This is a genomic window from Bradyrhizobium sp. Unk1 (genome assembly GCF_059512345.1).
In genome coordinates this window covers 1-11,901 of record NZ_JCAMOP010000063.1, presented here as the reverse complement: position 1 = coordinate 11,901, position 11,901 = coordinate 1, and the positions used below count along the sequence as shown (strand labels likewise).

General features: G+C 62.0%; 12 protein-coding genes and 3 pseudogenes. 1 reads left to right on the top strand and 14 read right to left on the bottom strand.

Annotated elements, in window-relative coordinates; genetic code table 11:
* Window positions 1-4 precede the first annotated feature (4 nt).
* The 5 genes and pseudogenes from AC5ZFO_RS43420 to AC5ZFO_RS43400 all read right to left on the bottom strand — a co-directional run bounded on the left by AC5ZFO_RS43420 (window position 5) and on the right by AC5ZFO_RS43400 (window position 2,532).
* Window positions 5-280 (bottom strand): VirB3 family type IV secretion system protein, encoded by a 276-nt coding sequence (locus tag AC5ZFO_RS43420; RefSeq protein WP_496123765.1) that lies wholly within the window; start codon window positions 278-280, stop codon window positions 5-7.
* A complete protein-coding gene (locus AC5ZFO_RS43415) occupies window positions 280-621 on the bottom strand; it encodes a TrbC/VirB2 family type IV secretion system protein (protein WP_496123764.1) in 342 nt (113 codons plus the stop codon). The genes AC5ZFO_RS43420 and AC5ZFO_RS43415 overlap by 1 nt, the downstream gene beginning before the upstream one ends.
* Entirely contained in the window at window positions 618-1,616 is a 999-nt protein-coding gene (gene trbB, locus AC5ZFO_RS43410; protein ID WP_496123763.1) for a P-type conjugative transfer ATPase TrbB, read from the bottom strand. The genes AC5ZFO_RS43415 and trbB overlap by 4 nt, the downstream gene beginning before the upstream one ends.
* Window positions 1,617-2,035: 419 nt before the next feature.
* Window positions 2,036-2,211: pseudogene (locus AC5ZFO_RS43405) on the bottom strand (CopG family transcriptional regulator); the annotation flags it as partial.
* 60 nt (window positions 2,212-2,271) lie between these two features.
* Entirely contained in the window at window positions 2,272-2,532 is a 261-nt protein-coding gene (locus AC5ZFO_RS43400) for a helix-turn-helix domain-containing protein (RefSeq protein WP_496123762.1), read from the bottom strand.
* A gap of 44 nt (window positions 2,533-2,576) precedes the next feature.
* On the opposite strand from AC5ZFO_RS43400, the gene AC5ZFO_RS43395 reads away from it, so the two are divergent.
* Window positions 2,577-2,885, top strand: coding sequence for a DUF4339 domain-containing protein (locus AC5ZFO_RS43395; protein WP_496123783.1), 309 nt, complete (start codon window positions 2,577-2,579; stop codon window positions 2,883-2,885).
* Here AC5ZFO_RS43395 and AC5ZFO_RS43390 read toward each other — a convergent pair.
* The 9 genes and pseudogenes from AC5ZFO_RS43390 to sfnG form a co-directional block, all read right to left on the bottom strand.
* Window positions 2,811-3,090: pseudogene (locus AC5ZFO_RS43390) on the bottom strand (FAD-dependent oxidoreductase); the annotation flags it as partial. The gene AC5ZFO_RS43395 and the pseudogene AC5ZFO_RS43390 sit on opposite strands and share 75 nt — an antisense overlap.
* A gap of 57 nt (window positions 3,091-3,147) precedes the next feature.
* A pseudogene (locus tag AC5ZFO_RS43385) lies at window positions 3,148-3,368 on the bottom strand (alanine racemase C-terminal domain-containing protein); the annotation flags it as partial.
* 408 nt (window positions 3,369-3,776) lie between these two features.
* Window positions 3,777-4,973, bottom strand: a complete 1,197-nt coding sequence (locus AC5ZFO_RS43380) for an acyl-CoA dehydrogenase family protein (protein ID WP_496123761.1) — start codon at window positions 4,971-4,973, stop codon at window positions 3,777-3,779.
* 33 nt (window positions 4,974-5,006) lie between these two features.
* Entirely contained in the window at window positions 5,007-5,810 is an 804-nt protein-coding gene (locus AC5ZFO_RS43375; protein WP_496123760.1) for an ABC transporter ATP-binding protein, read from the bottom strand.
* A 66-nt stretch (window positions 5,811-5,876) separates the two neighbouring features.
* Window positions 5,877-7,205, bottom strand: a complete 1,329-nt coding sequence (locus tag AC5ZFO_RS43370; RefSeq protein WP_496123759.1) for an ABC transporter substrate-binding protein — start codon at window positions 7,203-7,205, stop codon at window positions 5,877-5,879.
* Between the two features lie 29 nt (window positions 7,206-7,234).
* On the bottom strand, window positions 7,235-8,296 hold the full coding sequence (locus tag AC5ZFO_RS43365; RefSeq protein ID WP_496123758.1) for a branched-chain amino acid ABC transporter permease: 1,062 nt from the start codon (window positions 8,294-8,296) through the stop codon (window positions 7,235-7,237).
* Between the two features lie 4 nt (window positions 8,297-8,300).
* A complete protein-coding gene (locus AC5ZFO_RS43360; RefSeq protein WP_496123757.1) occupies window positions 8,301-9,191 on the bottom strand; it encodes a branched-chain amino acid ABC transporter permease in 891 nt (296 codons plus the stop codon).
* Complete coding sequence (locus AC5ZFO_RS43355; RefSeq protein ID WP_496123756.1) at window positions 9,191-10,114, bottom strand: ABC transporter ATP-binding protein; 924 nt, start codon at window positions 10,112-10,114, stop codon at window positions 9,191-9,193. Before AC5ZFO_RS43355 ends, AC5ZFO_RS43360 begins: the two co-directional genes overlap by 1 nt.
* 17 nt (window positions 10,115-10,131) lie before the next feature.
* Entirely contained in the window at window positions 10,132-11,235 is a 1,104-nt protein-coding gene (gene sfnG, locus AC5ZFO_RS43350; protein WP_496123755.1) for a dimethylsulfone monooxygenase SfnG, read from the bottom strand.
* Window positions 11,236-11,901: the final 666 nt, after the last annotated feature.

Here is an 11,901-nt window from a genome sequence, read left to right as displayed (position 1 = left end):
AGCCTCATGTGGCGAGGTAAGGCGGATAGCGGAGGTGGCGTCGAACAACGTCCACGAACTGGGGGTCGCGCTTGGCCGCCCAGACGGCAGCGGCGTGACCCACGGCCCAGATCAGCGCGCCGGGGATCCAGAGGCGCAGACCGAGCGCAATGGCGGCCGCCAACGTGCCGTTGGCGATCGCGACAGCGCGCGGCGCGCCGCCCATCAGGATCGGCTCCGTGAGCGCGCGATGGACCGGCGCGAAGAAGCCCGGCACCTCTGGATCGACAATCGCAGCCATCAGACCAGCGCCCCGCCCGAGAAGCTGAAGAACGTCAGGAAGAAGCTCGAGGCGGCGAAGGCGATCGAGAGCCCAAAGACGATCTGGATCAGCCGGCGGAAACCGCCTGATGTATCGCCGAACGCGAGCGTCAGGCCGGTCACGGTGATGATGATGACCGACATGATTTTGGCGACCGGACCTTGCACCGACTCCAGGATCTGATTGAGGGGCGTCTCCCACGGCATCGAGGAGCCGGAGGCGTAGGCTGCGGGCGCGACAGCGATGGAGAGGAAAGCAACTGCCGCGAGTTCGGTGAAGCGGCGGCGAACGTGACGGATCGCGGGAGGGAACTGGATCATGATGGGTCCTTGGGAAGCGAGGATTGGCCGCCCGCCCCGGCGGACTGGACGCGGTAATCGCCGGTGGCGGGATCGAGGCCGGCGACGAGAGCAAGTTCGGCGAGGCGGCGTTCGCTGCCGCGGCCGCGCAGCACCGCGACGACATCAATCGTCTCGGCAATCAGCGCCTTGGGAACGGTGAGGACGGCTTCCTGGATGAGCTGTTCGAGGCGGCGGAGCGCGCCCAGCGCAGAGCCCGCGTGAATCGTTCCGATCCCACCGGGGTGGCCGGTCCCCCAGGCTTTGAGAAGTTCCAAGGCTTCGCTGCCCCGTACCTCCCCGACCGGAATGCGATCGGGGCGCAAACGCAGCGAGGACCGAACCAGATCGGACAGGGACGCGACGCCGTCCTTAGTGCGCAGCGCGACCAGATTGGGGGCGCGGCACTGCAGCTCGCGCGTGTCCTCGATCAGCACCACGCGATCGGTGGTGCCGGCGATTTCGGCGAGCAGTGCGTTGGTGAGAGTGGTCTTACCGGTCGAGGTGCCGCCGGCGACTAGGATGTTTTTGCGCGACGCGACGGCCGCTCGAAGCGCGGTCGCTTGACCGGCGGTCATCGTGCCGGCGGCGACGTAATCGTCGAGCGTGAACACCGCGACCGCGGGCTTGCGGATCGCAAAGGCCGGCGCCGCGACGACCGGTGGGAGAAGTCCTTCGAACCTCTCTCCGGTCTCGGGAAGCTCGGCCGAGACCCGCGGCCTCTCGGCATGCACCTCAGCGCCGACATGGTGCGCGACCAGGCGCACGATCCGCTCGCCATCGGCGGCGGACATCGTGCGTCCGCTATCTTCCAGGCCACCTGACAGCCGATCGATCCAGAGCCGGCCATCGGGGTTGAGCATCACCTCGACGATCGAAGAATCCTCGAGAAACGCCGCAATCGCCGGGCCGAGCGCGGTACGCAGCATGCGCGCGCCGCGCGAGAACGCTTCCGAATGGATTGGTGTGCCCGCCACGATCGTCCCCCGTCGAACGCCAATCGCAGCAAGCGATCAGCGACGGGGATGAGTAGAGAAGGCAGGAAATGAGTTAGTTCAACAAGTATTCAGCCGTCGTAGGGACCCGGCGTAGATCAGAGAAAAAATACTTGCTGTGTCGAAGGCATGCCGTGATTGAGACCGTAGAAGCGTATATCGGTGAGCGCGGTGAAGACGGGTCCTCGACGGCGCGCGCGGCGTCCCGCCCCAACCGTCGGTCGGCCGATGGTGCGGATGAGCCGGCGGCCGGCTTGGCCGGGCCGACTTGGGGCCGTGAAACACCCGATTCCCCGTGAAACAGCGGCCGGACGGCCCCTGGGAACGGGAGGCAGTCGAAGTGGCGAGATCCCGATGTCGCGCTGGAGCCGCGAGATGCGGCGATCGACCAGATCGAGTCACTTGGCAATAGCCGCCTCCCGCCGCTCGTCGGCGTCCGGTGACAGGAAGGACGCGATCGCGGCTTCGGCAATAACGACAGCGATTGCTCCCGGCCAGCCGCATAAGCCGACGGGGTCTTCATGACATCAGGATCGAGATACACCGAGATCTGGGCTTTCTTCTTTGGCGCAGTCATGCCGGCCTCACAATCCGAGATCGTCGCCGGAAGAAGACGCGACAGAATAGTTCAGACAGATCACCTCTTCTTGCGTCCTTTTCGGAGGGGCGCTGGCGGCTTTTCGCCAACCTTGGGCGCGAGCAACAGTTCAGCGACGACAGCCTGTAAGGCTGTGGCCAGCCGGTCCAAAGTTTCGACTGTCGGGTTTTCGAGCCCGCGCTCGATCCGTCCCACATAGGAACGGTCAACACCAGCGTCCACCGCCAATGCCTCCTGGGACAACCCGCGCCTCACGCGCAGCCGCCGGAGATTCCAAGCTACCAGAGCCGTTGCCTTCATAGGCAGAACAGACGGCTTTGCGGTCCCTTAAAACACGCACTATAATGTCCCTATTTCGACGAATGAATACCAATGAGGCCGTTGGGTCCCAAAGACACGAGGAAGCTGGGGCAATAATGAGCGACACGACCGACGAGCGACGAAGCATGGTTCTATGCACAGGGCGGCGAACGCGCAAAGGCCCTGTACCCTCCGACAGGCTACGCGAACTCTTGGCGACCCAGACAATCGACGGAGAGACGCCGGTCTGGCGTAAAGGCTTGGCCGACTGGCAACCGCTAGCATATGGAAAAGCCAAGAGAGCATGGCTGCATCAAGCTTCGGACGAAGGATCAATGGCACGTGGCCCATGAGCATCCACTTGACGGCCTTCACAGGGATCCCGGGGGCACCCCACGGCGAACAGTAGCCGAAGGAGACCTCGCCGGCGTTCGCAAAAATGGTTTCCAGTGCGGGACCCGATTGCCTATCGACGACAACGACTTCGTGCCCGAGCTTCGCAAGCTGATATGCGGTTGTGACGCCGATAACGCCCGCGCCTAAGACAGTGACTTTCATTCTTTCGGTCCAACGTTATGCTTGGTGAACTCGAAGAGTGTTGTTTGCGCGAAAGCGTCAACGATAATCTCTGCGGAAGCGATGACCGAGGCCAGTGAGAATCTCGCAAGCGATAGTGCCTGCGTCAGCCGCCAGCATCACGAGCGTCTGATGAAGTCACCGATCACTTCGACGAGGCTTCCTAGATCGAGTGCCTCATCCGACAGACCGGAAATGTCGACTGTCATGCTGTCGATCGAGACGCGACCGACGATAGGCAGACGCTGACCGCGGAGGTAGGAACCGACGGCAAGCGGCGCGAGAGGCGCCATTGGGGGCCTAGACTAGTCGATAGCCGGAGCAACGTGTTGGGAAAAAGATTAGCGATCGTGCTGAGCGCGAAACGCGAGTCGCGTGCGGCATCTCAAGGCTGAGGAAGGAGGAGCTGAATAAGGTATCCAAATGGATTAACCTATTCAAGAAATCACTTGGTCACAGGCAAATCACCATAAGGCGTTGACCTTGCCAATGGAATTTGAGATCTACGCTGGGCGATCGCCGCGCCCAGCATCGAAGCCAGCGTCAAACGGCGGGTACGCTCAGAACCGGGCATTCTCGAGGAATTCTTGACCCTCCATGGTTGATCGCTTACCTCCGTTGGCGCGGCGAGGCCTGCAAATTGCTCTCCTTCTGCCGAAATGCCCGATCTATTCGCCACCCTCATAGAACAGCTCAAGCGGCAACCCGACCAGCGCCTTTCCAATCCAGTCCCGCGCGATCACATTGGAGGGACCCATCGCGATGGCGGCACGGGCATCCCGAAACGATCGTTCGATCGGCCCACGTCGATAGCCGTAACCGCCGGTCACGGTCAGCGCCGCGGCGGCCACCTTATTGGCAACTTCTGCAGCATGAACCTTGAATTCCGTCAGAGGAATCAGAATTTCGCTCTGCGGCTTGCCGGCGCGCCACAGCTCATCCAGCTTGGCGGCGAGTTCGTTGCGCCACGGACGCAAGGTCTCCACGAGCACCTTTGCAGCCCCGAGCTCCTGGCGGATCGCCTGATAGTCCGACAAGCTTTTGTTCTTGTCCTTATGAACGAAGCTCGAGGTGTGCGCGACTGCCGCATTGAGCGCGCCTCGCGCCACCCCTTCCCACACCGCGCCGAGGCCGATCAGGTAAACCGGCGAGACGCCGTCATAGATGATCTCTTTGCCCTGTCCTTCGGCGCCCAGCCGGTCGCGGCTGGGGACCTTGACGCCGTTATAGCGGATCGGACCTGAGTGATTTCCGCGTACTCCAAGGGTTTCCCACGGGCCTGCTTCGATTCCAGGCGCCTTGCCATCGACGATGAAGAAGGAGATGTCGGTCTGATCCTTGGCGCCGGCAGAGCGCGTCTGCACCAAATAAAAATCAGCTTGGCCGGAACTCGTCGTGAAGGACTTCTCGGCGTTGACGACATAGTTCTCGCCGTCGCGCGCAGCTTCCGAAAAATTGTACCACCAATGTCCGCCGGATGCTCGCTCGCTGGTCGAATAGGTGCCAAGCAGCGTGCCGCCCTTTGCCTTCAGCCAGCGTTCTTTCTGATCGTCATTGCCGAACAGGTTGATGGTCTGCGCCGCACCGACATGCATGACATACACGAGGCCTGTCGAAGCATCATCCTGGCCGATCCGATAGGCTGCCTCCGCGAAGTCGCCATGGCCGAGGCCAAGCCCGCCGAAACGCGGCTCATTGAGCACCCCGGTCCAGCCGGCCGCAGCCAGCGCCTGCAGATTTTCTCTCGGAAACCGGCCTTCGATATCATTTCGCTCGGCATGGAGCTTGACCGTGCTCTGGATCGCATCATCGAGGCTGGTGTAAATGTCGTCCTGTGCGGCGCGCGCGAGATTGTCCTTGCTCATGGGTATTCTCCTCTGTCTGTTCGATGAAACTGTTCAAGCCGCATGATCGGCCGGCGACGGGCGGCGTAACGCGGCAACATGTGACGCGCTCTCCTCGGGACTTCCGAGGTAGAGCGCCTTGATCTCGGCGCGCCCGCGCAAGTCCGCGGCATCGCCCGCCAGCGCCGTCGATCCGCCGTCGAGGACGGTGGCACGGTCGGCGTAGCGCAGCGCCACCGTCGAGTTCTGTTCGGCGACCAGGATCGACAATCTCTCGTCAGCGTTGAGCCGCTTCAAGGTGCTGAAAATCGTCTCGACAACGAGGGGCGCTAGGCCCATCGAGGGCTCGTCCAGTAGCAACAGTCGCGGGCGCGCCATCAAGGCGCGGCCGATCGCCGTCATCTGCTGTTCGCCGCCCGAGGTGAGGCCCGAGGCGGACCGCCGACGCTCTTTCAGGCGCGGAAACAATGTGTAGACTCGCTCAAGTCCTCCCGCGATCTCGCGTCGCGGCAAACCGCCCCCAATGCCGCCGGCGACGAGGTTCTCCTCGACCGTGAGCGCACCAAAGCAGTGGCGGCCTTCCAGCACCGGGACCAGGCCCAGACGAACCAATTCGGCTGAGGCGAGCGCGGTGGCATCGCGCTCATCAAACACGATGCGGCCACGGGTGAGCTGGCCGCGCTCGGCATGCAACAGATTGGAGATCGCTTTCAGCGTCGTCGACTTGCCTGCGCCATTGGCGCCAAGTAACGCAACGACCTCGCCTCGTCGCACCGTGAGCGAGACGTCCGAGAGCGCGCGAATGGCATGGTTGTAGGTCGCCGCCACGCCTTCAAGAACAAGAAGATGATCGCTCATTGCGATGCTCCGGATTTTCTTGGACGGAAGCGGGCGTTGCCCGCTCCCAAGCCGTCTCGAATGCGGTTACTGGCTGGCTGCCGTGTCGTCGGACGTGCGGATCTTGATGTTGTGCTCAGCCGCATACGCCGCCGACGATTTCTCGATGATTGGGCGCAGGAACGCCCAGTCCGGTGCGATCCAATCCGACACCACCTTCCACTTGGTGCCGTCCCACTGCTGGAAGGTCACGCGACCATCACCCTCGTGATTGTCCCAGGTCACGTTGATGGAATGGAACAGGCCCTTGGCGCCCAGCGCCTCGACCCGCGCCGGGTCGAGCTGCAGATGTTCGAAGCCCCAGCGGACCTCGTCGCCGGTGAGCGTCCGCTTGCCGAATTTCTGCTGGGCGGTCCGGATCGCCTCGACGTTGAGAATGCCGTTAACGATGCCGAGGTTGTGATAGACGCTGCCTATGCGCTTCTTGTCGTCGAGATTGCCTTTGCCGGCACCATAGACGGCCTTGATGATCTCCTGCAGCACCGGGTACTCGGCGCCGGAGGCCTGCGTCGTGATCGCAACATAGCCCTTTGCCGCGTCACCGGCAGGAATGACGTCTTCTTCCGAATTCGACCAGACATTGCCGATGATATGATCGACCGGGAAGCCCACCTTCTGGGCCGTCTTCAGCGCCACGGGATTCATCACACCCCAGCCGCGCAGCACCACATAGTCCGGCTTGGCGCGCCGGATCGACAGCCACTGGGACTGCTGTTCATTGCCGGGATGCGGCACCTCGATCTGCTCAAGGGAGAAGCCATATTTGTCGGCGAGCAGCTTATAGATCGGAATCGTCTCCTTGCCGTAGGGCGAGCCGTGATAGAGCACGACGATCTTCATGCCCTTGAGCTTGTCGGCGCCGCCCTCGTGCGAGGCGATGTAATTCACGATTCCGGACGTCTCACTGTAAGGATTGAGCAGCAGGGGGAATACGTAGGGAAATACCCGGCCGTCAGTCGAATCAGTCCGCCCGTGGTTGATAGTGATGAGCGGCACCTTGTCCTTGCTGATGCGATCGATCATCGCATAGGCGATGCCGACGGAAAGCGGATTCCAGGCCGCGACGCCGGGGTGGCTTTTCAAGCGCTCATAGACTTCGATACCGCGCTCGACCTCATACTGCGTCTCGCCCTCCTCCCAGGTCAGCTTGACGCCGTTGACGCCGCCGTCGCGGATATTGATGAGGTTCAGATAGTCGATAAAGCCGCCGAAGAACCCGGTTCCGCCGGCCGCGTACGGACCGACCCGATAGCTCTGCAACGGGAAGAACTGCTCATCGGCCTGGGCCGGCAGCGCAACACTGAGGCCAAGGGCGGCAGCTAGCGCGACGGCACGAAGGGATCTTGTGAAACGCACGACATTTGTCCTTTGGTTCGAGTAAATTTTCAAGGCTGGGTGAAGCGAGGAAGCGGACCAGGAAACCGGCGGAGGATCGGTTCTGCGAGGCGGTCGACCAGCGTGATCAAGCCGCGCGGTTCGGCGATCAACAGGCCAATGATGAGCGCACCGATAACGATGCGCTGGCTCATCTCGAGCACGCCGGAATCGAAGACGTCGCCGAGAAGCGCAGCTCCAAGGCGCGAGAGTACGAGCGGAAAAGCGACCATGAATGCCGCACCGAGAAACGCTCCCCGGATCGAGGCCAAGCCGCCGATAATGATGATGAAGAGGATCTGGAACGAACGGTCCAGGTTGAAGCCGGCGGGCTCCACGGTGCGCAAGTAGGCGAAGGCCCACAGTACCCCGGCGATTCCGATGATGAACGAGGAGACGCCGAACGCGAGCAGCTTGGTACGCAATAGTGGCACGCCGATCACCTTGGCCGCTGTCTCGTGGTCGCGCAGCGCAATGAAATTCCGCCCGATCTGGGAGCGCAGCAGGCGGATGGCGAGCAGCGTCGCGATGACGACGACCGTCAGCGAAAAGAGGTAGCGCCCGACCGCGCCCGAGAAGGTGATGCCCGCCACCGCCAGCGGGGGAGCGTCGATCACGCCTGAGGGATTGTTGTTGGAAAACCAGCCGAACTTGGTGAGGGCCCATTGCACAAAGAACTGCGCCGCAAGGGTCGACACCGCGAGGTAGAAGCCGCGCAGCCGAAGGCTCGGCAGGCCGAAAACGATCCCAACCGCCGCGGCCACAAGGCCCGCGGCCACAAGGCTCACCAGGAACGGCAGGTCATGCAGACGCAGGTTGAAATTGTAGGCGGCGTAGGCACCGACCGCGAGAAACGCGGCAGACCCCAGCGAGACCTGGCCGGCATAGCCGGTGAGCAAATTGAGCCCTGACGCGGCCAGCGCCAGCGCAAGGAATGGCGTCAGCACTGCATCGAGCAGGTAATCGGAGCCTGCGAACGGAACGATGCCATAAGCCAGGATTAGAAGAAGAGCCGGAGCGAGATGATTGGGGCTAAACCAGCCGGCGGCAATCGAGCGAGCAGGTCTCGTCATCAGATCAGACCCTTTCCACCAATTTCTGGCCGAACAGCCCGGAAGGACGCACCAGCAGGAAGCCGAGGGCCACTACATAGGCGGCCCAAGCCTCAATGCCGCCGCCGAACAAGGGCCCGACGTAGACCTCAGCCAGTTTCTCGATTGCGCCGATCAGGAGACCTCCAACGATGGCTCCCGCGACCGAGTCGAATCCGCCGAGCACCAGTACTGGCAGCGCCTTGAGCACGACGAGCGACAGGGAGAACTGCACGCCCAGGCGAGCCCCCCACAACAGGCCGGCGACAAGCGCGACGATGCCCGCCGCGGTCCATACCGCCGCCCAGACGCGCGACAGCCGTAACCCTACCGCAAGAGCCGCGAACTGATCATCGGCGACGGCGCGGAACGCGAGGCCTGTTCGGGTGTAACGGAAGAACAACGCAAAGGCTGTGACCAGCGCGCCCGCGATTGCGGCCGCGAAGAGGTCGAACTGGCTGATTAGAACACCGCCGACCTCAAAGGGAACATCGTCAATGCCGAGATCAAGCCCGTGGACCTGCGTGCCCCATAACAGCTGTGCGGCTCCTTCGATCACATAGGACAGGCCGAGCGTCGCCATGAACAACGTCATCGGCGACTGGTTGACGAGCGGCCGCAGCACCGTGCGCTCGACGGTGATGCCAAGCGCGACCATGACTACCAACGTGGCGGAGAGGGCCAACCAAAACGGCACGCTCCGCTCGACCAGGCTCACGAAAGTGAGCGCCGCGAACAAGAGCATCGCGCCTTGCGCGAAGTTCAGGACGCCGGACGTCTTGTAGATCAGCACAAAGCCGATCGCGACCAGCGAGTACATGACGCCTGACAACAGCCCGCCGACGAGAACCTCGATGAAGAACTGGTAATCGAACATCAGATCACGAGCTCCGTCTCACCCTCATGGGCAACGCCAAGATAGGCGTCGATCACCGCCTGGTCGGAGCGCACCTCTTCCGGGGTGCCCTCGGCGATCTTGCGACCGTAGTCGAGAACCGCGATCCGATCGGACAAGCCCATGACGACCCCGATGTCGTGCTCGATCAGCACGATGGTGGTGCCATAGGCATCGCGCGCATTGCGCACATGTGCCGCGAGCTCCTTCTTCTCGCCGAGGGTGACGCCGGCAAGCGGCTCATCCAGCAGCAACAGCTGCGGCCGTGCGACCAGCGCTCTCGCAAGCTCCACCCGCTTCTGGATTCCGTAGGGGAGATCGCCGGCAAGCTGGTGCTTGACAGCATCAAGATGCAGAAACGCGATCGCTTCCTCGGCGGCGGCACGGGCCTCGGCTTCCTCGCGGCGCGCTTGCGGCGTCGACAACATCTGCTGAACGAAACCGGCTTGCCTACGGTGCAAAAGGCCCATGATGACGTTGTCGAGCACCGGCAGGCCCTTGAACAGTGCAAGGTTCTGGAAGGTGCGCGCCACGCCGTGCGCTGCAAGGCGCGCTGTCGGCACATCCGTGAATCGTTCGCTTCCGAGCAGCACCGCGCCGCGGTCGGGACGATAGAGCCCGCTGACGACGTTGAGCAGCGAGCTTTTGCCGGCGCCGTTGGGACCGATGATGGCGCGGATCTCGCCCTTCGCGACCGCCAGATCGATAGCATCCAGCGCGGCAACGCCGCCAAAGCTGAGCGAGATACCCTCAAGGCGTAGGACGGGCACGGCGGCGCCGGAAACCAGCACCGCCGCCTCGTCCGCGGAAGGCGCGCCGCCCGCCTCCAGCGTGGCCCCGGCAGCACGCTCTTGCGCGCGCGCCAAGATCAGGGCGTGGCCACCCGCTGTCGCAACCAGGCTCATATGTCGCCCCGACCCGGCTATTCCGCAGCCTGGACGTGCGGCGCGCCCTGGGCCTCCAGCTCACGCACCAGCGGGATCACGTGCTTGCCAAAATACTCGACCTCTTCCTGGAAGTGCAGGAAGCCGAGCAGGATCAGGTCGGCGCCGGCGTGCTTGAGCTCGATGATGCGTTTGGCGACCTGCGCCGGGGTACCGATCAGATTCGAGCGGAAGCCATCATTGTACTGGACGAGGTCCAGGAAGGTAGACTTGGCCCAATTGCCCTCACGCTCGGGGCTCGCATTGCCAGCGTTCTGGACCTCATGGTGGAAGCCGTTGACCGCTTCCGGGATCGCCTTATCAAGGATCTCCTGCAGGACATCCTTGGCTTCCTTTTCCGTCTGCCGGACGATGCCGAATGCGTTGATGCCGATCTTGGTTCGCCAGCTCTTGCCGAAGGTCTTTTCCTTGGCCCTGATATCGTCGACCTGTGCTTTCAAGCCATCAGGCGTATTGCCATTGGTGAAATACCAGTCAGACACGCGGGCAGCCATGTCACGAGCGGCGCGCGAGGAGCCGCCCTGGAAAATCTCCGGCAACGGATCGAGTGGCTTCGGCTTCAATGAATACTCATTGAATCGATAGAAGTCGCCCTTGAGCGTGAAGTCTTCTTCGGTCCAGATACCGCGCAACGCGCTGATAAACTCCTCGGAGCGGCGGTAGCGCTCGTCGTGGTCGAGCCAGGGCTCGCCGATAGCGTGGAATTCACCGCGAAACCAGCCCGAGACAATGTTGACAGCGACCCGCGCATTAGTGAGTTGACTGATCGTTGCGATCTGCTTTGCGGCAAGAGCTGGATTCCACGGCCCGGGCAGAAGAGCGGCGATCACCTTGAGCTTCTCGGTCGCGGCGAGCAGCGCGTGCGAGAAGGTGACGGATTCATGCTGTTTGTCAGCTCCGTAGCCAGCCGTGAAACGGATCTGGCTCAGCGCGTAGTCGAAGCCCGCCTGTTCTGCGATCTGGGCAAGCTTCCGGTTGTAGTCGATATCCCAGCTGGTGCGCTGCTCGATCGAGGATATGACAAGGCCGCCGGAGACGTTCGGGACCCAGTAGGCGAACCTGATGGGAGTGTTCGTGGTCATGCTGTTACCTCACGTAATTGGCTTGTGACGAACGGTCGGCTGAGTTTGAAGCAGGCAGCACATGGCAATCACCCTGCTCCAGACGAGCGAGGGCGCAAATGCTAGGGTCGGATGCCAGGCTACGAGGGAGAGACGTATTCGCGATCTGCGGCGTCACCGCAGGAGCGCGGGATTTAGATCGTCAACAGAGTGACGCGCGCATGACCCAACAGGACATCGCCAGTGCACAAAAACTTCCCGCCTCACCGACGAGAGCATTGCAAATCATCAGCGTTCCCCTCTCTCAATCACCATCGATTGACGATCAATACTCTCAGAGAAGAAACAAGCTTACGAGTCTAAGACAAACTCTTTTTCATCGCGTCTGAGAAACTCGTTTTTCTAGATTCTCAGCAAACGGCTCGTTTGTTGCGGCGTGCCTAAAAACTCTCACCCACACACACGTTCGCGAGACAACTAGTCAAGAAAGCGTCAATAGGTATGTCTTTCATGAGACTGCTGGCGAAAGATAGTTTTCTACTGCCGCGACATACGACCTCAAAAAAAGGCGTCGCACGATGACCTGAGCCCCTGAACTTCCTCCAAAAATGGGTAGAATCCGTCCACCTTGAGGGAGACGGAGATGAAGCAGTCGAGGTTCACGGAAGAGCGGATCATTGCGGTGCT